Annotated in this window: 22 protein-coding genes, 1 tRNA gene, 2 pseudogenes and 1 riboswitch; of the genes and pseudogenes, 17 read left to right on the top strand and 8 right to left on the bottom strand. The window is 67.2% G+C overall.

Translation table 11 applies throughout. From position 1 onward, the window contains the following. On the top strand, positions 1-929 hold a 929-nt coding region (gene groEL, locus QZZ33_RS08610; protein WP_291379406.1), incomplete at its 5' end, for a chaperonin GroEL. Positions 930-1011: 82 nt separating this feature from the next. Here groEL and QZZ33_RS08605 read toward each other — a convergent pair. The 5 genes from QZZ33_RS08605 to QZZ33_RS08585 form a co-directional block, all read right to left on the bottom strand. Next, a complete protein-coding gene (locus QZZ33_RS08605; protein ID WP_291379405.1) occupies positions 1012-1257 on the bottom strand; it encodes a hypothetical protein in 246 nt (81 codons plus the stop codon). Then, positions 1254-1589: a winged helix-turn-helix domain-containing protein gene (locus QZZ33_RS08600; RefSeq protein WP_291379404.1), complete on the bottom strand. Its 336-nt coding sequence runs from the start codon at positions 1587-1589 to the stop codon at positions 1254-1256. Before QZZ33_RS08600 ends, QZZ33_RS08605 begins: the two co-directional genes overlap by 4 nt. 88 nt (positions 1590-1677) lie before the next feature. Next, positions 1678-1977, bottom strand: a complete 300-nt coding sequence (locus QZZ33_RS08595; RefSeq protein WP_291379403.1) for a DUF4031 domain-containing protein — start codon at positions 1975-1977, stop codon at positions 1678-1680. Between the two features lie 40 nt (positions 1978-2017). Then, positions 2018-3409, bottom strand: a complete 1392-nt coding sequence (locus tag QZZ33_RS08590; protein ID WP_291379402.1) for a HAMP domain-containing sensor histidine kinase — start codon at positions 3407-3409, stop codon at positions 2018-2020. After that, positions 3406-4101, bottom strand: a complete 696-nt coding sequence (locus QZZ33_RS08585) for a response regulator transcription factor (protein ID WP_291379401.1) — start codon at positions 4099-4101, stop codon at positions 3406-3408. Before QZZ33_RS08585 ends, QZZ33_RS08590 begins: the two co-directional genes overlap by 4 nt. A 115-nt stretch (positions 4102-4216) precedes the next feature. On the opposite strand from QZZ33_RS08585, the gene QZZ33_RS08580 reads away from it, so the two are divergent. Continuing rightward, positions 4217-4600: a cold-shock protein gene (locus QZZ33_RS08580; protein ID WP_291379400.1), complete on the top strand. Its 384-nt coding sequence runs from the start codon at positions 4217-4219 to the stop codon at positions 4598-4600. Further along, positions 4600-5484, top strand: coding sequence for a DUF3027 domain-containing protein (locus tag QZZ33_RS08575; protein ID WP_291379399.1), 885 nt, complete (start codon positions 4600-4602; stop codon positions 5482-5484). The genes QZZ33_RS08580 and QZZ33_RS08575 overlap by 1 nt, the downstream gene beginning before the upstream one ends. A gap of 50 nt (positions 5485-5534) precedes the next feature. Here QZZ33_RS08575 and serC read toward each other — a convergent pair whose 3' ends face one another. Next, positions 5535-6653: a phosphoserine transaminase gene (gene serC, locus QZZ33_RS08570; protein ID WP_291379398.1), complete on the bottom strand. Its 1119-nt coding sequence runs from the start codon at positions 6651-6653 to the stop codon at positions 5535-5537. A 41-nt stretch (positions 6654-6694) separates the two neighbouring features. Between serC and manA the strand changes: the two genes are divergently transcribed. From manA to QZZ33_RS08515, 11 genes are all read left to right on the top strand, one after another. Further along, positions 6695-7828, top strand: a complete 1134-nt coding sequence (gene manA, locus QZZ33_RS08565; protein WP_291379397.1) for a mannose-6-phosphate isomerase, class I — start codon at positions 6695-6697, stop codon at positions 7826-7828. Between the two features lie 15 nt (positions 7829-7843). Further along, complete coding sequence (locus tag QZZ33_RS08560; protein ID WP_291379407.1) at positions 7844-9169, top strand: UDP-glucose/GDP-mannose dehydrogenase family protein; 1326 nt, start codon at positions 7844-7846, stop codon at positions 9167-9169. Then, entirely contained in the window at positions 9166-9882 is a 717-nt protein-coding gene (locus QZZ33_RS08555; protein ID WP_291379396.1) for a metal-dependent transcriptional regulator, read from the top strand. The genes QZZ33_RS08560 and QZZ33_RS08555 overlap by 4 nt, the downstream gene beginning before the upstream one ends. A gap of 136 nt (positions 9883-10018) precedes the next feature. After that, positions 10019-10672 (top strand): NlpC/P60 family protein, encoded by a 654-nt coding sequence (locus tag QZZ33_RS08550; RefSeq protein WP_291379395.1) that lies wholly within the window; start codon positions 10019-10021, stop codon positions 10670-10672. Between the two features lie 45 nt (positions 10673-10717). Beyond that, positions 10718-11704, top strand: a complete 987-nt coding sequence (locus QZZ33_RS08545; RefSeq protein WP_291379394.1) for an aldo/keto reductase — start codon at positions 10718-10720, stop codon at positions 11702-11704. 115 nt (positions 11705-11819) lie between these two features. Then, positions 11820-11894: riboswitch (cyclic di-GMP riboswitch) on the top strand. Between the two features lie 75 nt (positions 11895-11969). Continuing rightward, positions 11970-12356 carry an STAS/SEC14 domain-containing protein gene (locus tag QZZ33_RS08540; protein ID WP_291379393.1) on the top strand — a complete coding sequence of 129 codons (387 nt, stop codon included), beginning with the start codon at positions 11970-11972 and terminating at the stop codon, positions 12354-12356. Beyond that, positions 12353-13159: a diguanylate cyclase gene (locus QZZ33_RS08535; RefSeq protein WP_291379392.1), complete on the top strand. Its 807-nt coding sequence runs from the start codon at positions 12353-12355 to the stop codon at positions 13157-13159. Before QZZ33_RS08540 ends, QZZ33_RS08535 begins: the two co-directional genes overlap by 4 nt. A 50-nt stretch (positions 13160-13209) precedes the next feature. Beyond that, positions 13210-13282: transfer RNA gene (locus QZZ33_RS08530), tRNA-Arg, on the top strand. 369 nt (positions 13283-13651) lie between these two features. Continuing rightward, complete coding sequence (locus tag QZZ33_RS08525) at positions 13652-15799, top strand: DEAD/DEAH box helicase (RefSeq protein WP_291379391.1); 2148 nt, start codon at positions 13652-13654, stop codon at positions 15797-15799. 94 nt (positions 15800-15893) lie between these two features. Continuing rightward, on the top strand, positions 15894-16787 hold the full coding sequence (locus QZZ33_RS08520; RefSeq protein ID WP_291379390.1) for a hypothetical protein: 894 nt from the start codon (positions 15894-15896) through the stop codon (positions 16785-16787). Beyond that, entirely contained in the window at positions 16784-18043 is a 1260-nt protein-coding gene (locus QZZ33_RS08515; RefSeq protein WP_291379389.1) for a lycopene cyclase family protein, read from the top strand. Before QZZ33_RS08520 ends, QZZ33_RS08515 begins: the two co-directional genes overlap by 4 nt. A gap of 38 nt (positions 18044-18081) precedes the next feature. On the opposite strand, the gene QZZ33_RS08510 is transcribed toward QZZ33_RS08515, so the two are convergent. Continuing rightward, entirely contained in the window at positions 18082-18501 is a 420-nt protein-coding gene (locus QZZ33_RS08510; RefSeq protein WP_291379388.1) for a heavy metal-responsive transcriptional regulator, read from the bottom strand. Between the two features lie 54 nt (positions 18502-18555). On the opposite strand from QZZ33_RS08510, the gene QZZ33_RS08505 reads away from it, so the two are divergent. Both QZZ33_RS08505 and QZZ33_RS08500 read left to right on the top strand, forming a co-directional pair. Further along, complete coding sequence (locus QZZ33_RS08505) at positions 18556-18855, top strand: thioredoxin family protein (RefSeq protein ID WP_291379387.1); 300 nt, start codon at positions 18556-18558, stop codon at positions 18853-18855. Between the two features lie 79 nt (positions 18856-18934). Further along, entirely contained in the window at positions 18935-20284 is a 1350-nt protein-coding gene (locus QZZ33_RS08500; protein ID WP_291379386.1) for an NAD(P)/FAD-dependent oxidoreductase, read from the top strand. A gap of 21 nt (positions 20285-20305) precedes the next feature. Here the strand turns inward: QZZ33_RS08500 and QZZ33_RS08495 are convergent. Further along, a pseudogene (locus QZZ33_RS08495) lies at positions 20306-20413 on the bottom strand (LuxR C-terminal-related transcriptional regulator); the annotation flags it as partial. Positions 20414-20683: 270 nt separating this feature from the next. On the opposite strand from QZZ33_RS08495, the pseudogene QZZ33_RS08490 reads away from it, so the two are divergent. Continuing rightward, positions 20684-22662: pseudogene (locus QZZ33_RS08490) on the top strand (hypothetical protein); the annotation flags it as partial.

Raw genomic sequence — 22662 nt, 5'->3', positions numbered from 1 at the left:
AGAAGGTCATGCAGACCGGCAAGGCGCTCGCGATCATCGCCGAGGACGTCGAGTCAGAGGCTCTCGCCACGCTCGTGGTCAACAAGCTCAAGGGCACGTTCAAGGCCGTCGCCGTCAAGGCGCCAGGTTTTGGCGACCGTCGCAAGGCGATGCTTCAGGACATGGCCATCCTCACGGGTGGAACTGTCATCTCCGAGTCGGTGGGCCTCTCGCTCGAGAACGCCACGCTCGACCTGCTCGGCCAGGCCCGCAAGGTCGTCGTCACCAAGGACGAGACGACCATCGTCGAGGGTGCCGGAAGCGACGAGCAGCTCGCAGGGCGGGTCAAGCAGATCCGCGCCGAGATCGAGAACTCTGACTCCGACTACGACCGCGAGAAGCTGCAGGAGCGCCTGGCCAAGCTGGCAGGTGGCGTGGCAGTCATCAAGGCCGGAGCGGCGACAGAGGTCGAGCTCAAGGAGCGCAAGCACCGCATCGAAGACGCCGTTCGCAACGCGAAGGCCGCCGTCGAAGAGGGCATCGTCGCCGGTGGCGGCGTGGCGCTCATCCAGGCAGGCATCAAGGCATTCGCCACTCTCGAGCTCGAGGGTGACGAGGCAACGGGTGCTCGCATCGTGGAGATCGCCGTCTCTGCGCCGCTGCGCCAGATCGCGATCAACGCCGGCCTTGAGGGCGGCGTTGTGGTCGAGAAGGTCAAGAACCTCCCAGTGGGTCACGGCCTCAACGCCGCGACCGGCGTGTACGAGGACCTCTTGGCCGCGGGCGTGAACGACCCGGTCAAGGTGACGCGCTCTGCCCTGCAGAACGCGGCATCCATCGCGGCCTTGTTCCTCACGACCGAAGCGGTCATTGCCGACAAGCCAGAGCCTCACGGGTCGATGCCTCAGGGCGGCGGCGACATGGGCGGCATGGGTGGCATGGGCTTCTAGCCCCCAGCTGACACACACGAAGGGCCCCCGGTTTCCCGGGGGCCCTTCGTCGTGCCTTGCCTGCGCCGTGTCCGAGCGGGGGCTAGGGAATCTCGCTGAGCGTCTTCTCCACTGACTCGAGTCGCGAGTCGATCAGGGAGAGTCGTTCCAGCAACTTGGCATTGACCTCCGACGACTGGCGGAGCGCCTCGGCCAACTTCTCGTCGGCTTCAGATCGCGGACTGGGGCGGCGTTTCATCGCCTCGACGATGATGCCAGAGCCTGAGCCGACGATGGTGACCAGGACGGCCATCAGCAAGAGGGCGAATGGCCACGAGATGTCGGTCATGATGGTTCCTCACTTTCGGGGCTAGCGGCGACCGCGCGAGCGATCACCTCGGAATCGATGGTGACGGCGAAGGGAAGGACGGAGAAGATCTTGACCGCCTTGCCGTCGTCGCCGAGTTCTAGGCGGCCGGTGACGAAGCCTGCCACCTCGAGCTTCCGCAGGTGCATGTAGAGAAGGGCGCGCGACATCCTGACCCGACGGGCGAGTTCGCTGACGTGGAGCTCGCGGTGAGACAACTCCGCGAGGATCCTCATGCGCTGTGGACTCGCCACGGCGAGAAGCTGGGAGACGAGCGTTCCCATCGGGCTCTCCGACGCCAGCGAGTCCGACACGCCTTACCTCCTCTTGCACCTGTAATAAGAAACTTACACATGTCGTCAAGAGACGACGAGGGTCTTAGGTCCCGCGCGGCTGATCCGCTCAGGGAAGGTCGTGCGGAGGCTCGTCCGGTCTTGCACGGCGCTCCGCTGAGGTGACCCGGAGCCCGGAGGCACGCAAGCGCCGGACCAGGTCGCGCCCGTCCACCAGCTGTGCGCCGGCCTCCATGAGGCGCGCGTGCATGTCTTCCGGCACGTCATAGTGATCCAGGTCGAAACCGCGCTCAGGGATGCCCACCGATTGCGCGAACTTGTGGAGCTCCTCGAGCGACGTATCGGAGACCAGGTGTCCCCAGACTCTCCCGTGGCGCGGCCACAGGGGCGGATCGATCAGGACTGCCATGGACACTGACCCTAGCCCGCCGGGCGTGGGACGGCCGGTGCTACTCGCCGCTTGCTGCTGGCAACGAGAAGGACACCTGCCCGCCGTCACCAAGGTCCGATGCCGCCACTGTTCCGCCGTGGGCGGCCACAATTGCCGCCACGATCGCGAGGCCGAGGCCCGAGCCGCCCGTGTCCCTGGTGCGCGAGTCGTCTGCGCGATAGAAGCGTTCGAAGATCCGCTCACCATCCCCAGCAGGGAAGCCGGGCCCGTGATCGCGAACGGTCACGGTCACGGTGGCGCCTTCTCGCATCACGTTCAGCTCGACGGCGGAGCCCGCTGGCGTGTACCGCAATACGTTTCCTGCGAGGTTGGCCAGCACCTGGGCCAGGTGCCGCGATGAGCCCCGCACCACGCACCGTCCCCGGTGGGTAACCGTGACCGCGCGGGAGGGGTCTTGCGCCCGCAGGTCAGCCGCGGCCTCCGACACCACCGCGGCCAGGTCGACCTCAGCGTCGGCGGTGAGGTGCGAGGCGTCCTCGTCTGAGCGAGCGAGCAGCAGCAGATCGTCCACGAGGTCAGACATGCGCGCCGCGTTGGCTTCGATTCTGCCGACGGCGTCGCCCTTCTCATCGCCGCCTACACGGTGCAGTTCGGCATAGCCGAGGATGGCGGCCAGCGGAGTGCGCAACTCGTGTGAAGCGTCGGACACGAAGCGGCGTAGCCGCTCCTGAGTCGCCTCACCTTGCTCGAGCGCGCCGTGCAGGCGATCGATCATGACGTTGAGAGAAGCCGCGAGCGATCCCGCCTCTGTCGAGCGCGGATAGTCGGGAACCCGGCGCGAGAGATCTCCTTGGGCGATGGCCGCGGCCGTCCGCTCCGCCTCGCCGAGGGGCCGCAGGGAGCGCCGAGTCGCCCAGGCTGCCAGGCCGGCGGCGAGCACGGCGACCGCGATGCCGAGCACGATGATCCCTTGCCTCAGGGTGGTGGTGGCCGCCCCTGGGTCCCTCAGGGGCATCAAGACCGCCACGGTGGTGCCGCCCCCGCCGACGTCGCGGACAAGCACGCGCCACGCCTCACCTTGCGCGCGTGATGTGTAGGGATCGGCGGTATCGCTGCGGAAGGTCACCTCAGGCACGGGGCGACCGTCGTTGAGTTGTAGCGTGAGGTCCTGAGCGACCGAGCCGTCGGCGCGAATGACAGCGACGAGCACATCGCTACGTGGGCGCAAGGCGTCCACCGCGTCGGAACGGCGTGATCGCCCCTCGGCTCGCAGAACCGTTCCCGGCCGCTCCTCGATGACGGCGATCGCCTCCTCAAGCCTGCTGTCGATCTGCCCCACGAGCGTGCGGTTGAGCAACGCCAACGCCGCGGCCCCCAACACGAGTTCCGTCAGGAGCACGAGCACGAGCGCGATCCCCGGGATCGTCCATCGCAACGGCCATTTGGTCACGACGGCTCCTTGAGGACATAGCCGACGCCACGCTTGGTGTGAAGCAGGGGAGCGCCAAAGGGGGCGTCCACCTTGCGCCGTAGATACGACATGTAGGTCTCGACGATGGCGCCGTCTGAGCCAGCCGCATAGCCCCACACCTCATCCAGAATCCGCGCCTTGCTGAGCACCACTCCCGGGTTGGCCATGAGATAGCGCAGCAGCGCGAACTCGGTGGGAGTGAGGTCCAATGGTGTGCCTGCCCGGCTCGCCTCGTGAGCGTCCTGGTCGAGGGTGAGATCGCCGACGCTCAACACGGCGGCGTTTCGGATGGCCGGCCGCGAGCGGCGCAGGATGGCCTCGATCCGTGCCGCCACTTCGGCAAGAGAGAACGGCTTGGTGACGTAGTCGTCCGCGCCCACGGTGAAGCCAGCCAAGGCGTCCTCAGGCGCGTCGCGGGCGGTCAGGAAGAGCACCGGAACGTCGTCTCCACGCGCCCTGAGCTTGCGGACGGTCGTGAAGCCGTCCATGGTCGGCATCATGACGTCCATCACCACCAGGTCTGCCGCGGTGTGCAGAAGGTGATCGAGGGCGGCTCGGCCAGAAGCCACTGCGTCGGTGGCGTAGCCAGCGAACCTGAGCGAGGTGGCGAGGAGTTCGCGCAGGTCGGGCTCGTCGTCGACCACCAGGATGCGGGCTGGCTGCTGCGTCATGCCTTTAGTGTGGCGCTCCAGGCTGGGAGAAGCCTGGGAACGCGCCCGTACACGTGCCGTCGCCCTTGTAGACTTGGCACACGCGCAGCGACTGCGTTGCGTGGGAGAGGTGCACGTGCCAACCGGACGAGTGAAGTGGTTTGACGCCGACAAGGGTTTCGGCTTCATCGCCAGCGAAGAGGGCGACGAGGTGTTCTTGCACGCCTCGGCGCTGCCCGAGGGCGTGTCTTCCCCCCGCCAAGGCACCAAGGTCGAGTACTCCGTGGTGGACGGCAGGCGTGGGCCTTCCGCGATGAGCGTCATCATCACCGAGCAAGCGCCCTCCGTCGCCCAGGCGCAGCGCAAGCCCGCGGACGACATGACGATGATTGTGGAAGACCTGATCAAGATGCTCGACGGCGTCTCGAACTCCTTGCGCAAGGGTCGCTATCCCGAGCCCGCTAAGGGCAAGCAGGTGGCATCAGTGTTGCGCGCCGTCGCGGAGCAGTTGGAGGCCTGATGGCAGTCGCAGTGGAGGACCGCATCACCGACGCAGCACGCGCCGCCGTGGTAGAGACGGCTGGCGATGAGTCTCCCGTTGGTGACATGCTCGGAAGCGAGCCAGGTGCAGATGGGCTCGTGTCGGTGCGCTTCGCGTGCATGCTCCCCGGCTACCACGGTTGGGAATGGGCCGTGGACCTCGCGGTCATCGATGACACGGTGACAGTGTGCGAGTCGGCGCTGCTTCCCGGCAGCGACGCACTGCTCGGCCCCACCTGGGTGCCGTGGTCGGAACGCGTCCAGCCTGGCGATCTCGAGCCCGGCATGATCCTGCCGTATCAGGCCGAGGACCCTCGCCTCATTCCGGGGTACACCGAGACGGGCGACGAGGACCGCGATGCGATCGCGAACTTTGAGTTTGGATTGGGACGCGAGCGTGTGCTCGCCCCCGAGGCTCGTGAAGCCGCCGCGCAGCGCTGGTATCGGGGCTCTCATGGCCCCACGGCGGCCTCTGCGGTCGCGGCCGGCGCCGTGTGCGCGACGTGTGCCTTCGCCCTGCCCGTCGCGGGCTCCATGCGGACGATGTTTGGCGTGTGCGCCAATGAGTGGTCGCCCTCCGATGGCCGCGTGGTCAGCATGGACCACGGTTGCGGTGCCCACTCGCAGACAGACGCTGAGCGGCGTGCCTCCGAATGGCCGGGGCTTGACCCGGTGATCGACTCTGCCGCGCTGGACGCTCTCGACCTGACGACACCCGACCCTGAGCCCGAGCCAGAGGCCGTGACCGAGCCGGTGGCTGAGCCTGAGGCAGACCCCGCTGCAGACCCCGCCGCTGAGACCGAACAAGAAGCGACGCCGCAGGACGCCGAGCAGGACAAGGCGCCGCAGGCGCCAGCCGAGTAGTCAAGCGCAACGCAACCCTGGCGTCGTGCGCCTTGTCGCCGCTGGGGTGGTCACCAGTTGTCGACTACCCAGTCAATGCACGCGAGGAGTGCCTCGACGTCGGCCGTGTCCACGGCAGGGAACACGCCGATCCGGAGTTGGTTGCGGCCCAGCTTTCGGTAGGGAAAGACATCCACGATGCCGTGTGCGCGCAGGACGGCCTGCAACTCGCTCGAGTCGACATCGTCGATGAGGTCGACGGTGGCGACCACGGGGGAGCGGTGGGCGGGATCAGCGACAAATGGTGACGCGAAGTCGCGCGCATCGGCCCATGCGTAGATCGCAGCGGACGACGCTTGGGACCGGGCGGCCATCGCCGTCAGGCCGCCTTGGTCCAGCATCCACTCGAGTTGAGACCGCATCATGATCAGCGCGGAGATGGCTGGTGTGTTCAGGGTCTGCTCCGCACGCGAATTGGTGACCACGTCGGCGAGTGACAGCGACGGCGGAATGTACCGGCCGCTGGCCTCGATGTGTGCGATGCGGTCCACCGCCGCAGGGGAGGCGAGGGCAAACCACAGGCCGCCGTCTGACGCGAACGACTTTTGGGGCGCGAAGTAATAGAAGTCCACCTGGGTGGGGTCAAGGTCAATGGCGCCGGCCGCGGAGGTCCCGTCGATCACGATGAGCGCGTCGGCGGCACCTTCGACGCGCCGCACGGGGGCGGTCGCGCCGGTCGAGGTCTCGTTGTGTGGCCAGGCGTACGTGTCGACGCCTGGCTCGCGCGTTGGCAGGGCGATCGACCCGGGAACAGCGCGATGGACCGTGGGCTCGACCAAGTGAGGCGCCGCGGCCACGGATGCGGCGAACTTGGAGCCGAACTCGCCGAAGGCGGCAAGCTGGGCCTTCTCTGAGATGAGTCCGAACGCGGCCGCGTCCCACACGAACGTCGAGCCGCCGTTGGAGAGCAGCACCTCGTAACCGTCAGGCAGCCGGTACAGCTCGGCGAGCATCCGCCGCACGTCCCCGACCAGGCTCCGCACGGGCGCTTGTCGATGCGAGGTGCCGAGCACACTCGGGTTTGCGTCGACGATCGCCTGCACTTGCGCGGGCCGCACCTTCGAAGGGCCAGACCCAAACCGACCGTCGCGCGGCAACAAGTGGCTGGGGATCGTCAGTTTTCCGCTCATGTGCACAGAGTAGTAGGGGTGTCGATGGCATGATGGCGAGCGTGATCGCCCTGACTCCCTACGTGCAACGCTTCGACTGGGGAGCGCCAGATGGCATCCCCGAACTGCTCGGGATTCCCTCCGACGGCGGACCGTACGCAGAGGCATGGTGGGGCGCACACCCGCTCACGCCGTCCGACACCGAGGAGGGTCCGCTGGACGCGGTGATCGCCCGCGATCCGGTGGCGGCGCTTGGCGACGACGTGGCCGAGAGCTTTGGGCGCCTGCCGTACCTGCTCAAGGTGCTCTCGATTGCGCGACCACTCTCCATCCAAGTCCACCCGACGTCGGAAGCCGCGTGTGACGGCTTTGCCGCCGAGCAGGCGCAAGGCATCGCCTACGGCGATCGGGCGCGCGCCTTCAAGGACCCGTTCCACAAGCCCGAACTGCTGGTAGCCATGACGCACATGGGGGTGCTCGTAGGGTTTCGCCCCGCGGCCGACCTGCGCCGCGACCTCGAGTCGCTCGGCGGAGCTGGCGCGCTTGCGCTGACGGAGGCGCTCGACGCCGGGGGACTGGCGGCCTACGTGACTGCGGCGCTCGACGGCGGACACCTTGACACGGTCGCGGCACTCGCCTCGTTGCCGGAGGGAGGGGGCGGCTCGCTCGGCGCGGCGCGCCTGGCCGCGCAGACGTACCCTGCGGACCCCGGTGTGCTCGTGGCGTTCGCGATGAACGCGGTGTCCTTGGCGCCTGGCGAGGCCATCTTCACCCCCGCTGGCGTGGTGCACTGCTACTTGGGTGGCATGGGTCTGGAGATCATGGCGAACTCCGACAACGTGGTGCGCGCGGGCCTCACCTCCAAGCCGGTCAACTCTGAGCTGTTGCGCACGCTTGCGCGGCTGGAACACACGCGTCCGATACGACCCGCCGTTGTCGCCGAAGGCGCCGTGCGCCACTTCTCCACCGACGCAGAAGAGTTCGGACTCGACATCGTTGTGGGTGGGACCGCTGTCGTCACGAGTGGACCCCGTATCGTCTTGGCGCTTGGCAGCGATTGCCTGGTGGTCACCGAAGCCGAGAGTCGCACCCTTGCCAAGGGGCATGCGGTCTTCGTGCCCTCGAGCGCTGGGCCTGTCACCGTCACCTCCGAGGGCTTGACGGCGATCGCGACCGCACCCCTCGCGCGCCGCTAGTCTGGCGTCATGACTATGCGCGTATCGGTTTTCGGCACGGGGTACCTTGGCGCCACTCACGCCGCAGGAATGGCAGAACTGGGACACGACGTCGTCGGAGTCGACATTGACCCGGCGAAGGTGGCTCGCCTTTCCCAAGGAGAGGTCCCCTTCTACGAGCCCGGTCTGCCAGAACTGCTCTCCAAGCACGTGAGTTCCGGCCGACTCAGGTTCACCACTGACGCGTCTGAGGCCGCCGACGCTGATGTCCACTTCATTGGTGTGGGCACGCCTCAGAAGCGCGGCGAGTATGCGGCAGACATGACGTTTGTCGACGCCGTGATTGAGACGCTCGCGCCGATGCTCACGCGTCCCACGGTGATTCTTGGCAAGTCGACAGTGCCGGTGGGGACGGCTGCTCGCTTGGCGGCCCGCGTGCGCGAACTCGCCCCTGTGGGCGACAAGGCCGAGTTGGGCTGGAACCCGGAGTTTCTGCGCGAGGGATTTGCGGTCGAGGACACGCTGAGGCCTGATCGACAGGTGCTCGGCATCGACAGGGACCGTCCGGGCCGCGTCGAGGCGGTGACCCGCGAGGTGTACGCCGAGATCATCGGTAGGGGCACGCCGTTCCTCGTGACGGACCTGCCGACCGCTGAGTTGGTGAAGGTGAGCGCGAACGCCTTCCTTGCCACCAAGATCTCCTTTATCAACGCGATTGCGGAGGTCTGTGAGGCGACCGGAGCTGACGTCGTGGAACTGGCGGACGCCATCGGCTTCGACGACCGCATCGGACGCAAGTTCTTGGGCGCCGGGCTGGGCTTCGGCGGTGGTTGCCTTCCCAAGGACATCCGGGCCTTCCAGGCGCGTGCGACGGAACTGGGCGTCGATCAGGCGCTCGCGTTCTTGCGTGAGGTCGATTCCGTGAACCTGCGTCGCAGGCAGCACGTGCTCGACCTTGCCGTGCGAGAGCTGGGAGGCAAGATCGACGGCCGCACCGTCGCGGTTCTGGGCGCCGCCTTCAAGCCGAACAGCGACGACGTACGGGACTCGCCTGCCCTGGATGTGGCCGGTCGATTCCACCTGATGGGTGCCAACGTCAAGGTGTACGACCCTCAAGCGATGGACAACGCCAAGGCGGTGTGGCCCACGCTGACCTTCGCGGAGTCCATGATGGACGCGGTCGCTGACGCCGACGCCGTGGTGGTCTCGACGGAGTGGAAAGAGTTCAGGGAGGCGGACCCGGCGGTGTTGCGGGCGCACTCTCATGGTGACTTGGTGATTGATGGCCGCAACTGCCTCGACGTCGAAGCGTGGAAGGCGGCCGGGTGGCGCTACCGGGGTATGGGGAGACACGCAAGATGACTGACCTCATCGACACCACGGAGATGTACCTGCGGACCATCTATGAGCTGATTGAGGACGGTGTGCCGCCGCTGAGGGCGCGCATCGCCGAGCAGTTGGGCCACTCGGGGCCGACGGTGTCTCAAACGATCGCACGGATGGAGCGGGACGGACTTGTGGTGGTGGGGGAGGATCGCACCCTCGTTCTGACGGCCACTGGCGTGGACCGAGCCACCAAGGTGATGCGCAAGCACAGGCTTGCCGAACGGCTGTTGACCGACGTCATCGGACTGGATCTGCTGCACGTTCACGAAGAGGCGTGCCGCTGGGAACATGTGATGAGCGACCGTGTCGAGCGCCGCCTGGTGGAGATGTTGGGGCGCCCGGAGAGGTCTCCGTACGGGAACCTCATTCCGGGCCTTGAGGAGCTGGATGTGACTCCGGCCGAGCCGTCTGCCGCGGCGGCCAGGCCCGTCAGCATTGCGGAGGCCCTCGCTTCCGGGTTGACTCGCGCAACTCTCGTGCGAATTGGTGAAAACCCACAAGCACTTGCCGGTTTCCTCCAAGAGGCCTCAGAGATTGGGCTCCTACCTGGTACTTCGGTAGGACTTCGGTCCCATGACGACGAGGTGGAACTGTCAACGGATCTCGGATCCCTGGTGGTCTCCGGGGACGTTGCGCGGCACCTGTTCGTTAGCCCCGAAGCCAGGTACTCTGGCGTTCAGGTAAAGTAAGTCAGTCAACAGGAGCGGTATCAACCACTCCGGGCATGGTGCGAGCGATCAGTCACAGGGGGTGGCGTATGAGGTCGAGCAGCATGCTTGCAGGCGCTGACAGCGCGAAGGGAACGGGAATTTGAGGTACGGATACATGCGCGCCAAGACGCGCGCGGTGGCAGTCTCTGCGGGTGTGGCGCTGGTTGTGGTGCCCCTGTCAGGAGCAGCCGCCGTAGCGATCGCCGGTGACACGGCGACCACGCCCGACGTCGACGCGGTAGCCATTCAAGGCGCCGAGTTCGTCGACCAGGTCGAGCAGATTGGCGCTCCTGTAGCGGCCGACTCTGAAGCTGGCTTCACGGTCGAGACCCCGTCTCTTGACGTAAAGCCCAACCCCAAGCCCGTTGTGGTGCGACGCGCGCCGACGACGTCGGCCCGGACTGTGGCCAACAGTGCCAATGTGTCGCAGGCCATCGCCGGGTCCTCCATCATCGCTGAGGCATCCAAGTACGTGGGCCTGCCTTACGCTACAGGCGGCACGTCGCCCAGCACGGGCTTCGACTGCTCTGGCTTTGTGAGCTACGTGTATGCGCAGTTCGGAATCTCGCTGCCCCGCACCTCAGGTGCGTACTACAACGTGGGCACGCGCGTGAGTTCGCCTCAGCCAGGCGACATCATCGTGTCTCCCGGACACCTCGGCATCTATGCAGGCCCCAACCTGCAGATCGACTCGCCGCGACCCGGCAAGACGATCCAGTTCCGTGGCATCTGGCAAAGCAACCCGGTGTACGTTCGCGTCACCGGCTAGCATTCGTGGCGGCCTTGGCGCTCGCCGTCCCGTAACGTGGTGTGCATGCGCACTTCAGGGATCGAGCGGCTCGGCCGCCATGTCAGCGAAATCGGCTTGGGCTGCTGGCAGCTCGGAGCCGACTGGGGCAACGTAGACGAGGACCGCTCACAGGCGATTCTTGAGGCGGCGGCCGATGCCGGAGTCACTTTCTTCGACACGGCCGACGTCTACGGTGACGGACGTTCGGAGCGGGCGATCGGGCAATTCCTTGCCTCGCGTGCTGACTCCGAGAACTTCTTCGTGGCCACCAAGATGGGGCGCCGGGCCGATCCGCATGTGGCGGAGGCGTACACGCTCGACGCGTTCAGGGCGTGGACGGATCGCTCGCGGGAGAACCTCGGGGTCGACACTCTCGACTTGGTCCAGCTCCACTGCCCACCCACCTCGGTGTTCTTTGACCCGGCCACGTACGACGCTTTGCGCGTGCTCGTGGACGAGGGTCGTGTCCGCGCGTGGGGCGTCTCTGTCGAGAAGGTCGAGGAGGCGCTTCAGGCGTTGCGTGAACCCGACCTGGCATCGATCCAGATTGTCCTCAACGTGTTCCGTCGTAAGCCGCTCGAGCAAGTGGCGACGGAGGCCGCCCGGGCAGGCGTCGGCATCATCGCCCGCGTGCCCCTCGCGTCCGGACTGTTGTCCGGCAAGTACGACGCGAACACCACCTTTGCCGAGAACGACCACCGCAACTACAACCGCGAAGGCGCCGCCTTCGACGTGGGCGAGACTTTCGCAGGAGTGCCCTACGACGTCGGCGTCCGTGCGGCCCAAGAGGTTGCCGCGCTCACGCCACAGGGCTGGACCACGGCGCAGATGGCGCTCCGTTGGCTCACCCAGTCCGGCGTCAGCACGGCGATTCCTGGTGCGCGCACCGTGGAGCAGGCACAAGGCAACGCTGCCGTGGGAGACCTTCCTTCCCTCGACGACACCACGATGGCGGAACTCGCGCGCATCTACAACGACTCGATTCGCGAGCACGTGCACGCTCGCTGGTGAGGCATCGCAGCACCGTCCTACGTGTGTTGCTCCCCGCACGCGTAGGCGAGTGATGACTGTGACGTTGGTAACTCCCTTTCCGTGAAGGAACCCCGCAAGCCTATGCTTGGTTGCAAGGACGAAACGGCAAACCCGTCGCGAGGCGGGGACGCAAAGCCACGGGACCCACGAGGTCAGCCGGGCCACCGAACAAGGGGACTCTCGTGATACGGACATCCCGCAGCCGGACCACTACGAGGCGCGCGACAACGCCGGGTGTGGCCCGATGAGTAGCGACCGCCGCGAAATCACGAGCGAGAAGTTTCGCATCTGGCTACGTCCAGACGGCATGGTGGAGATTGCCTGGGCCCCCCACGTGCCGTCCGTCCTTGAGGACGCACTCGCCGTTATCGACGCCATGTCCGAACTGACGGGTGGTCGCGCGGCCCCGCTCCTGGTGCACACAGAGGACGCAGGCCCCCAGAGTCGGGAGGCGCGGATGGAGTTCATTCGTCGGCAGGAGGTCGTGTCGGCAGTCGCCTTGATTGTCGGGAACCCGCTGAGTCGGATGATGGCGACGTTCTTCATCAATGTCAGCAAGCCCGACGTGCCCATTCGCCTGTTCGAGGACCAGGCCGACGCTGTCGCCTGGCTCAAGGAGCACATCACGTGAACGCGTCCGCCCAGTCGCCGGGCGGAGACGACATACCAGATCTGAATCAACGGCTCGAAGAGATCGTCTACGTCATCCAGGATCTTGCCGCCCTTCGATTCGGTGCCCGCGCCACGGTAGGCACCCGCGGCGACTTCGTTGACGCCGTTGCGGCTGGTGTCAACTCGCTCGGCGAGGAACTCGAGGCGTCCTATGAAGAGTTGGAGCGCCGCGTTGCTGAGCGAACGGCGGAACTCGCAATCGCTACTCGGGAATTGAGGCGCCAGGCGAGGAACGACAACCTGACTGGCCTCGCGAACCGCGTTGCCCTGTGGGATCAGTTGACGCAACGGCTCGCTGCCGCGGACAGACGCCACGCGCGAACCGCAATCCTGTTTCTCGACCTCGACGACTTCAAGATGGTGAACGACACCTTTGGCCATGCCGCGGGTGATCAGTTGCTCGTGGAAGCGGCCCGACGCATCTCGGCCGAGTTGAGGGCAGGCGACACCGCTGCCCGCGTTGGTGGCGACGAGTTTGTGGTGTTGCTCGACGATGTGGCCACGGGAGAGGCCGCGTTGGCGGTCGCGCGCCGTGTCGCCGACAGCCTCCGAGCACCGTACGAGTTCGAGGGGCATGAGTACACCACCACCAGCAGCATCGGTGTGGCGCTGGCCGGGGACGGACTCACCACCGCTGACGCGATCGTCGCTGCGGCCGATGCGGCCATGTACGACGCCAAGCGAAGCGGTCGAGGCATGTGCGTCCTCCACAGCAAGTTCCACTACGGTCCGCCGTCGTTGATCGACGCGCGGAGGAGTTGACCACGCGGGTGCATGCGGCTGCCCGCATTCGGTAGGCTTGTCGGGCCCTAGCGCCTGTAGCTCAGGGGATAGAGCACCGCTCTCCTAAAGCGGGTGTCGGCAGTTCGAATCTGCCCAGGCGCACACTTCGGGGTTTCCGGCTCTGGATGTACTCCGACGGTGCATGACGTGCGCTGCTTCGCGATCGGGCGCGGTGCACGGATTCGTGACAATTCTGACTTGACGCTTGGCGACGAGCGTTCCTGCTGGAAGGATGGGAGTCGACGCAGGCCGCAGGGCTGGCGTAGGCTCCGCCCGAGCGCGGAAGACGTGGGGGCTCGTCGGTGGGCCTCTGGCATGGCCGGATGGATGACGCCCGTCACCATCGGCGTGAGAGCGAACGGGCAGGCCGGGTAGGCCGGGGCGCCGTAAGGCGCCTGGTGCCCGTCCGACGCAGGGCGGGCGTGGCGCGACGCGCAGCGGCCGCGACTGCGGTGCAGCAAAGGAGGAGATGTGGCACGACCAGCCCAGAGCCGGTCCGGCCGAGCGCGCGCGGATTCCCGCCAGCAGCGCCGCCGCCCACAGCGCCCTACCGAGCCGGGCCTGATTCCCGTGCTCGTCGGCATCGCTCGCGACATTGAGAACGCGATGCGGCGACCGCCGCCGCGTTCAGGAGTCCGCACCAAGTTCCAGGTGGTGGCGCTGCTGGTGCGCGAAGAGCGCGCGCGGGTCAAGGCGGACAGCGCGCTGACCACCGCGAAGAGGGACAAGGAACTCAAGCGGCTCGACGGGGTGGCCACACAGTTGGCCAAGATCGCCGCCAGGGACACCTCCTTGCTCGAATTGCTTGCTGAGGACGCGCGCGTGTCCCAGTCGGCGCGCGAGTACAAGGCGACTGTGATGAGGGCAGGCGGCTTGGAACCGCCTGAAGAACCCGTGCCCGCCCCGCCTACTGCGACGGATCCGAACGCCCAGAACCGCGTCGTTCCGCAATCCGTGATCTCCCGGCAACTCGCCAACCCGTTCCTCGCACCCGACTTCGAGGCCGCCGCCGAGCGGCGCGCAGGCAAGCCGCGCAGGCTCGCAGGTTGGGAGTTGCTCGAGCCGCTCTTCCGCTCCTTTGAACAGGCCGACGCTGGTGCCCCCGCCTGCATGACGCTCCCCGAGCCGCGTTCGATGACGTCGCCGGCTGGACTCGAGTTGATGCCTCACCAGGCAAGGGTCATCGGGGCCACGGGCCGAGGTCATCGCACCTTCCTGCTCGCCGACGAGCCAGGGCTTGGAAAGACGGCGCAGGCGCTCCTCGCGGCGCAGGTTGCCGACGCGTACCCCTTGCTGGTGGTGGTGCCCAACGTCGTCAAGACCAACTGGGCCCATGAGGTGGGCATGTGGACGCCGACGCGCCGCTCCACCGTGGTCCACGGCGACGGCGAGCAGATCGACGCCTTCGCCGATGTGGTCATCGTCAACTATGAACTCCTCGACCGTCACGTGGGCTGGATGGGCGACATAGGCTTCCGCGGCATGGTGGTCGACGAGGCCCACTTCATCAAGAACAAGCGCTCCCAGCGCTCCCAACACGTGCTCGACATCGCCGACCGCATCCGCGCCCGCACCGCGCGCCCGCTCATGATGGCGCTCACCGGCACCCCGCTCATCAACGACATCGAGGACTTCCGTGCCATCTGGCAGTTCCTGGGCTGGATCGACGACGAGAAGCCCCTTGGCAAGCTGATGAGCGCGCTCGAGGAGACGGGGCTCACGCCCGCCGACCGCGGCTTCCCGTCCGCCGCGAGGTCCGCGGTGATCGACATGGGAATCGTGCGCCGCCGCAAGGTTGACGTGGTCGCGGACATCCCGGCCAGGCGCGTGGCGGACCTGCCGGTCGAGCTCGATGGCGCCGTCGGCCGTTCGATCCGTGCGGCAGAGACGGCGTTGGCGAAACGGCTTGTCGAGCGCTACCGCGCAGCGTTGGAATGGCGCGGGGACGACGACGCGGTGGAGGGCATCGACCACGAGTTGGCTCGTCGCGTGGCGGCCGCGGAACTCAAGGACTCCCAGTCCAAGACCTCCGGCGAGAACGTCTTCACCATGGTCCGCCGCATTGGCCAAGCCAAGGCGGGGCCAGCGGCCGACTATGCCGCACAACTCGCCCGCACCGTCGGCAAGGTCGTGTTCTTTGCCAAGCACATCGACGTCATGGACCAGGCCGAGCAGATGTTCGCCGAGCGCGGCATCCGCTACGCCTCGATTCGTGGTGACCAGACGCCCAAGGCGCGCGAAAAGGCCATTGACGCGTTCACCAACGATCCCGAGGTGTCGATCGTGGTGTGCTCCCTCATGGCAGCCGGCGTGGGGTTGAACCTTCAGGTCGCCTCGAACATGGTGCTGGCAGAACTCTCCTGGACTGACGCCGAGCAGACGCAGGCGATCGACAGAATCCACCGCATCGGCCAGGCAGAGCCCGTCACCGCGTGGCGCATCATCGCCGCACAGACCATCGACTCCAAGATCGCCGAACTGATCGACTCCAAGTCGGGGCTGGCCGCGAGGGCGCTCGATGGGGCAGGCGAAGACGACGGGGCATCGTCGACCGACGTGCAACTCGAGGCGCTGGTCGGGTTGCTCACCGACGCCCTCGCCGGTGAGGGCGAGGGCTGAGCCGCCACAGCGTCGGCCGAATCGGGGACTATTGTCCCCGCCGCCTGCGCGGGACGCGATGCGACACTGCTAGTGAAGCCGCAGGAGGTCAGCGATGGAAGACGTGGGTGCCCGCCGGGCCTCTGCGCGCCCTGGCACCGGTGAGACCACTGACAACTGGCTCGCGGTCGCGCTCGCGCTGCTTGGGGTAGGGGTCGCGGCGGTGGCCATTCTGGGGCCCCTGCTGACGGATGTGATCCGCTATCACGTGTCAGACGGCGCAGCGAACCAGATCGCCGGCGGGGACTTTGCCGGGCTGGTGTTGGTGGCGCCGGTCAGCCTGTTCGCGAGCGTGCTGGTGGCGCGCCGCCACCGAGCCGGTGCAGTTCTCGCCATGGGACCCGCCGCCTACGTGGCGTACACCGCGATCCAGCTTTCCGTCGGCGGCGACGTCGACCGCTACGCGGGCAACAGCGAGAAGTTCTTTCCCCTCTATGTGGGACTGCTGGTACTGGCCCTCGCCGTCGCCATCCGCGCATGGTCAGCGATCGACGTGGACCGGCTCCCCACCACCACGCGGCGACTCGACCGCCTCGTCGGCTGGTTCGCGTTGGTGGTCGCGGCGTTCCTGGCCATTGGCCTGCACCTGCCCGGTCTGCTCGACGCGTGGCAAGACCAGCCGAGCGCGCCCGAGTACCTTGCCGACCCGGTCGTGTTCTGGCTGGTCAAGGTCATGGACCTCGGCCTCGTGGTGCCTGCCCTCGTGGCCGTGGGGTGGGGGAGCCTGCGCGGGGCCGCCTGGGCGGCCAGGGCCAAGTACGCGGCGGTCGGATGGATGGCGATGCTCGGCACGGCCGTCGCGGGGATGGCCATCACCATGCAGGCCACAGGTGACCCGGCAGCCACCACGGCCAACACCGTGGCCTTCACTACCTTTGCGGTGATTGCGCTCGCCATCGCCGTGGCGGCGTACCGACCGTTGTTCCAGGCCCGACGGGTGGGCGCATGACTCCAGCTCCGCCGTTGCCCGGCGAGCGGTTCGACGCCGTCATCGTGGGCGCCGGGGCCGCTGGGCTGTCGCTCGCGTGCCACCTGGCTGACGCAGGGTGGGGCGACAAGGTCCTGATCGTCGACGACGCTTCACACCCCCTGGAGGCGCGGTCGTGGGCGTGGTGGAGCAAGGGGACGGGACTGCTCGACTCGGCCGCATCGGTGGAGGTTCGGCACTTGCGGGTGGCGGGAGGCGGCTGGCGCCGGACCCAGGCACTCGAGCCCTATTCCTACCGACGCATCACGGGGCCGGAGTTGTCCGCGGAGACCGATCGGATCATCGGCGCGCGTCCGGGTTACCGACGCGTGGTGGGGTCTGCGCGCGCCCTTGCCCGGGAGGGGGCCGGCTGCCGCGTGCTGATTGACGTGCCTGAACCCGGCGGGGCGCGCACCGTCGAGGTCAGCGCGCGCTGGGTGTTCGACAGCGTCGGTCTGGGAGTTCCGTCCGCTTCACCGGCGTCGGCCGCCTACCTGGACTTCCATGGTCTGCACATCGAGTGCCCCACGGATGTTTTTGACCCGGGAACCGCCACCCTGATGGACTTCCGCACTGACCAGACCGCAGGCGCGGCGTTCGTCTACGTGCTGCCCACCTCGGCACGAAGCGCGCTGGTCGAGCGCACCGTCTTCGCGTTCTCTGACACCTACGACCGGGGCCTCCATGGCGCGCGGCACGAGGACCACGTCCGCGACTACATCGGTGCCCACGTCCGCGCGGGCGCGTACAAGGTGACCGGGCGTGAGGTGGGGACCATTCCGCTCCAGCGCGGCCCTGCCCCGACGCCCAAGGGACCGGTCATCCCCATCGGGGCGACCGCTGGCATGGTCAGAGCAAGCACGGGGTATGGTTTCGCGCGGATCCAGCGCCACAGCGCCGCCATCGCTTCGTGCCTGGCACGTGGTCGACACCCTGCGAGCGCCGCGCCTGCCAGGCGGTGGAGCCGCGCACTCGACGACGCCCTGTTGCGCGTCATTCGCGAGGACCGGACAGCCGCCGTCGAGCTTTTCGCCACACTGTTCACACGCAATCCGGCACCACGCATCCTCGCCTTCCTGGAGGAGGAGGCTTCGCCACTCAGCCAGATCGCACTCTGTGTCACCCTCCCGGTGGGGCCGTTCTTGCGGGCTCAGGTGCGCGCGGCGACCGGCACACGGGCGGCAAATCCGCGCGTGCCGTACGCAGAGTCGGACACGGTGTCCCACCCTTCACGGTGACTGGACTGTGCGAATGTGGGAGCCGTCGGCGCGTGCGTTCAGTCGCGGCGTTTCTCGTGCTGTGTGGCGCCCAGGATGTGGCAGACGCTCGCATCGGAGCAATCGGCGGGGTCAAGGATGCGGCTTCGGGCGACGAGTCGTTCCAGTTCCGCCTCGAGCATGCGCAGCTCGGCTTGCCGCGCGCGGACGCTATCGAGCTTTCCGCCAAGCAAGGCAACCACGTGTGTGCACGGCACACGTCCCACATCCCGCAGGTCGATCACGCTGCCAATCTCGGCGAGCGTGAGCCCAGCGGACTGCGCGCCGCGAATGAAGAGCACTCGGGAGACGCTCGAGTCGTCGTAGGTGCGGTAGCCGTTGGCGGTTCGCCGCGGTGCGGGCAGGAGCCCCTCGCGTTCGTAGAACCTGATGGTCTGGCTAGTCACGCCCACGGCGTGGGAAAGTTCCCCGATCAGCATGCCCACAGCCTACCTCTTGACCCTATAGTGCACTTCAGGGTCTACGGTCGGCATATGAACATCACGCTGCAGTACTTCGACGGCTGCCCGAACTGGAAGATCGCCGACGAACGCCTCGCCGTGCTCGCGGCGGGGCACCTCGACCTTGGGATCGGCTATCAGCAGATCGAGACGGTTGAGGATGCTGAGCGCGTCGGTTTCCACGGATCGCCCACCATCCTCATTGACGGAACGGACCCGTTTTCGCGCGCCGACGGAAGCGTCGGACTGGCATGCCGCATCTACCAGACCCCACAAGGCCCGGCTGGTGCACCGACGCTTGAGCAGCTACGTGAAGCGATAGACCCTCAATGATTGCCCCAACGTTGCGCACCACCGGGGCCCGCTTCGGGTTCGCACAGACGCCGACGCCACCCGCCCACAAGGAGACAACATGACTCACTACGACCTCATCGTGATCGGCGCCGGAATGGCTGGAATCGGCGCCGCCAACAAGTGCGCTTCTCAAGGCTGGAGCGTCGCGATCGTCGACGAGCTCCCTTACGGCGGCACCTGCGCGCTGCGGGGATGCGACCCCAAGAAGATCCTGCGGCGCGGTGCCGAGATTATCGACAGCGCCCGGCTGATGCAGGGCAAGGGCATCGATGCCAACGACCTGTCGATCAACTGGGGCGATCTCATGGGCCACAAGCACGGGTTCGTTGACCCCATGCCGCAGAGTATGGAAGATGGCCTCGCGGGTAACGGCGTGGCCACCCTGCACGGGTCGGTCACGTTCACCGATAAGAACCGCATTGAGGTGGACGGCGCTCCGCACGAGGCGTCACACTTCCTGATCGCCACCGGCGCCCGCCCCCGCCCGCTCGACTTCCCGGGTCACGAGCACCTGGTCGACAGCACAGAGTTCATGGATCTCGACAAACTCCCCAAGCGGATCCTGTTCGTCGGCGGCGGGTTCATCTCCTTCGAGTTCGCCCACATTGCCGCACGCGCTGGAAGCGCCCCGATCATCATCGATCGCGGGGCGCGCCCGCTGAAGGGATTCGACCCCGACCTCGTCGAGCTGCTCGTCACGCGCGGCGCAGCCGCAGGCATCGACGTACGACGCTCCACGACTATCAACGGCATCCACCAGACGGCATCTGGCCTCCAGGTAAGCGTCGAGCGATCAGGCGCGACCGAAACGATCGAATGCGACCTCGTCGTCCACGGCGCAGGACGAGTTCCGGATCTCACCAGGCTCGACCTCGACGCCGCCGGCGTCGAGTGGAGTGAGCGTGGGGTGAGCGTGGCTGGGCACCTGCAGAGCACCACCAATCCGGCCGTCTACGCGGCAGGCGATGCGGCGAACACCCCTGGCATGCCACTCACCCCGGTCGCGGTGTTCGAGGGCAAGGTGGCAGCCTCAAATATGCTGAAGGACACCACCACCGTTCCGGACTACACCGGTATCCCCACGGCCGTGTTCACCATCCCCGAACTCGTCCGGGTGGGTCTGTTGGAGCAGGAAGCTCGAGCGCAGGGGCTGGACATCGAGGTTCGCTACCGAGATACCAGCGCCTGGTATTCCAACTACCGCATCGGAGAGACCGCTGCGGCCAGCAAGATCCTCGTGGACCGCTCTACCGACCTGATTGTCGGCGCTCACCTCATGGGGCCCGAGTACGGCGAGCTGATCAACACCATCGCCATGGCGATGAAGCTGGGCCTCACCACTAGACAGGTGAAGTCGGCGTCCGCCGCATACCCGTCTGCGGGCTCGGACCTCGGCTCCATGCTCTGACGACGGTGACTGCTGGGTTGGTGCGCCGGGTCGAACGATTCCGCCTTCATACGCGAGGACCACCAGTTGGGCGCGGTCGCGAGCTCCGAGCTTCATGAGGAGCCTGCTCACATGGGTCTTCACCGTCGCGTAAGGGACTCGATGCGCCGAGCAAGCAACTCGTCGTCTTCGAAAACAGCGGCCACACCCCGCAGCGAGACGAGCCTGGCAGGTTCGCCGAGTACCTGCGCGAGGTGGCGATTGACAGCAGCAGATGAGTGCTTGACGCCGCTGGCATAGGGGCGTCACAATGCGTCCAACGATGCGCGTCGGCTGCACAAGTCGGCGCGCATTGTCGCTTGACCGGCGGGCGCGGCGTGGCAGTCGGGGGCGGGGTTGCCGCATCGTTACCGTAGGTTCGTGGTGGACTACATCTCGCGGGCGCTTGTCGCCGACGCGCTGAGCCAGTGGCGGGCTCATCTGAGCTCGCGCTCGACGGTGTCACCACTGCGCAGTCTCACGGCCACGCAGTCCGCCATCATTGAGCTTGAGCACGCGCATCCTTCCGGGCTCGCCCAACTCTTTGCCGGGCGCGCGACCCTGCTGTCCACGCTCGTCCAGGACCGTGAGGAGTATGCGGCGGCCTCCCTGCGAGGGCGGCTCATCCTCGAGGAATCCGTCGGCGTGGCTGCCACGACGGGCATGTGGACCGCCGCGCTGGTGGTGGGCACCGTGTCGTGGGAGGGCTGCGAGATGCCTCTCCTGCTGCGGCCAGTGTCTCTTGACGCCGCCCGTCAGGACGACCTGGTCATCACGTTGAGACACGAGGCCTTCCTCAACCCGGTGTTCGCCGCGATCCTGCGCGACCGCGGCGGTCCCGCCGATCTCGCCTCCCGCGCGCCCCAAACCCTTGATGGCAGGGAGTTCGACCCCCGCCCGTTGTGGTCAGAGGTGCGCGACCACGCGCACCTGTTCGACCAGCTGGAAGTCACCAAGCGCCTGCTGATCGGTGCTTTCGACGATCCCGAGCAACGCCTGCTGGACGACTTGGACGACCTCGACCCCGTCATCGGCATCTCCGACGTGGTGGCGGCCATCGCTGGCGACGCCGACGCTCGCGCGGCACTCGCGGAGCCGTTGCCTCGGTGGGCGGCGGTAGAACGCGACCCCTTCGCCGAACGCGGCATGGGCGACCTGGACGACTCCTCGTTCTCTGTGCTCGACACGGTGGCGCTCGGTCGCTCGGTCGCCGTCGACGCTCCGCCAGGTTCAGACGCCACGGCGGTGGTCGCTGCGATAGCCGCGGACGCCGCCGCATCGGGCCGCACGGCGATCGTGGTGGGAGGCTCCGACGCCGCGCTCGCCTCCGTCGATGACGCGCTGGCGTCGGCTGGCGCTGGTGACGTGGCGCTCACTGGCGTGGTGACTGCCTGGAACGCGGAGTCGCGCTCGCGGTTGCTCGCGTCTCTCACGCTTGACACCCCTGAGATCGACGAATCCGAACTGCGCGTGCTGGGCGAGCAACTCCTCAGCGCCAGGTACGACGCAGCGGCCCGCTACGACGCGCTGCACCGGCCGCACCGCCCGTGGGGAGTGAGCGCATTCGAGACGGTCCAGGCGATCGTGCGCCTCACCGCTCAGCAGCCGCAGCCTGGCACGACAGTCCGGCTGGGATCCGACGCAGCCGCCGCCGTCGCCGAACACGGGCTGGGTCACGTGGCCGCGGCGATCGTGGAACGCCTCCACGGTGAGGCGGAGTGGCCGGATGAGCCAGATGCCGATCCAGCGGATCAGGTCGCCCCGTGGTGGTACCGGATCGCCACCTCCGACGAACACGGGGCCGAACTGGACGAGGCCCTTGCCGTCATGGTGCGGATGGTGGCTGGACTTCGCGCGGATGCTCGGGCGGCGGCGACCGATTCAGGGGTGGACGAGGCACAGACACTGTCCGTGTGGCGCGAGCAGGTGAGGCTGTTCAGCGACGTGCAGGTGACGCTCGACACGTTCTCGCCAGCGGTGTACCACCGATCCTTGTCCGAGTTGGTCGCCGCCACCGCGCCCCGCGTCGACGACGACGACGATCCCGACATGTCGCGTCGCGTGCGCCGGGCGTTGGTCAGGCGTGCGCGTGAACTGTTGAGGCCCGGCCGCGACGCCTCGACTCTCCACACCCGACTGGTAGCCGCCGCCGCCGAGGCCGAGAAGTGGCGCGTGCACTGCTCCTCCGGCGGTTGGCCGGTGGTGCCGGACGGCTACCTCGACTTCGCGGCCCGGCTGGCGCGCGCGGAGGACGCGTGGGCCATTCTCGCTCCCGTGCTGCCGGACGCCTGCGGGATTGCCGAACCAGCCGAAACCGAGTGGGGCGAGTTGGCGTCGGCGCTCGACGACCTTGCGGGCGG

Source organism: Demequina sp., from assembly GCF_016278775.1.
In the GTDB taxonomy this organism is placed as follows: Bacteria; Actinomycetota; Actinomycetes; order Actinomycetales; family Demequinaceae; genus Demequina.
This window is presented reverse-complemented; position numbering and strand designations above follow the sequence as displayed.

What these genes read in the sequence shown, in the direction of transcription:
- QZZ33_RS08575 (WP_291379399.1), top strand. Translation starts at nt 4,600, where the DNA reads ATGGCAGTCGCAGTGGAGGACCGCATCACCGACGCAGCACGCGCCGCC.
- QZZ33_RS08520 (WP_291379390.1), top strand. Translation starts at nt 15,894, where the DNA reads ATGGAAGACGTGGGTGCCCGCCGGGCCTCTGCGCGCCCTGGCACCGGT.
- QZZ33_RS08595 (WP_291379403.1), bottom strand. Translation starts at nt 1,977, where the DNA reads ATGGCAGTCCTGATCGATCCGCCCCTGTGGCCGCGCCACGGGAGAGTC.
- QZZ33_RS08510 (WP_291379388.1), bottom strand. Translation starts at nt 18,501, where the DNA reads ATGCTGATCGGGGAACTTTCCCACGCCGTGGGCGTGACTAGCCAGACC.
- serC (WP_291379398.1), bottom strand. Translation starts at nt 6,653, where the DNA reads ATGAGCGGAAAACTGACGATCCCCAGCCACTTGTTGCCGCGCGACGGT.
- QZZ33_RS08515 (WP_291379389.1), top strand. Translation starts at nt 16,784, where the DNA reads ATGACTCCAGCTCCGCCGTTGCCCGGCGAGCGGTTCGACGCCGTCATC.
- QZZ33_RS08545 (WP_291379394.1), top strand. Translation starts at nt 10,718, where the DNA reads ATGCGCACTTCAGGGATCGAGCGGCTCGGCCGCCATGTCAGCGAAATC.
- QZZ33_RS08500 (WP_291379386.1), top strand. Translation starts at nt 18,935, where the DNA reads ATGACTCACTACGACCTCATCGTGATCGGCGCCGGAATGGCTGGAATC.
- QZZ33_RS08550 (WP_291379395.1), top strand. Translation starts at nt 10,019, where the DNA reads ATGCGCGCCAAGACGCGCGCGGTGGCAGTCTCTGCGGGTGTGGCGCTG.
- QZZ33_RS08555 (WP_291379396.1), top strand. Translation starts at nt 9,166, where the DNA reads ATGACTGACCTCATCGACACCACGGAGATGTACCTGCGGACCATCTAT.
- QZZ33_RS08560 (WP_291379407.1), top strand. Translation starts at nt 7,844, where the DNA reads ATGCGCGTATCGGTTTTCGGCACGGGGTACCTTGGCGCCACTCACGCC.
- QZZ33_RS08540 (WP_291379393.1), top strand. Translation starts at nt 11,970, where the DNA reads ATGAGTAGCGACCGCCGCGAAATCACGAGCGAGAAGTTTCGCATCTGG.
- QZZ33_RS08585 (WP_291379401.1), bottom strand. Translation starts at nt 4,101, where the DNA reads ATGACGCAGCAGCCAGCCCGCATCCTGGTGGTCGACGACGAGCCCGAC.
- QZZ33_RS08605 (WP_291379405.1), bottom strand. Translation starts at nt 1,257, where the DNA reads ATGACCGACATCTCGTGGCCATTCGCCCTCTTGCTGATGGCCGTCCTG.
- QZZ33_RS08505 (WP_291379387.1), top strand. Translation starts at nt 18,556, where the DNA reads ATGAACATCACGCTGCAGTACTTCGACGGCTGCCCGAACTGGAAGATC.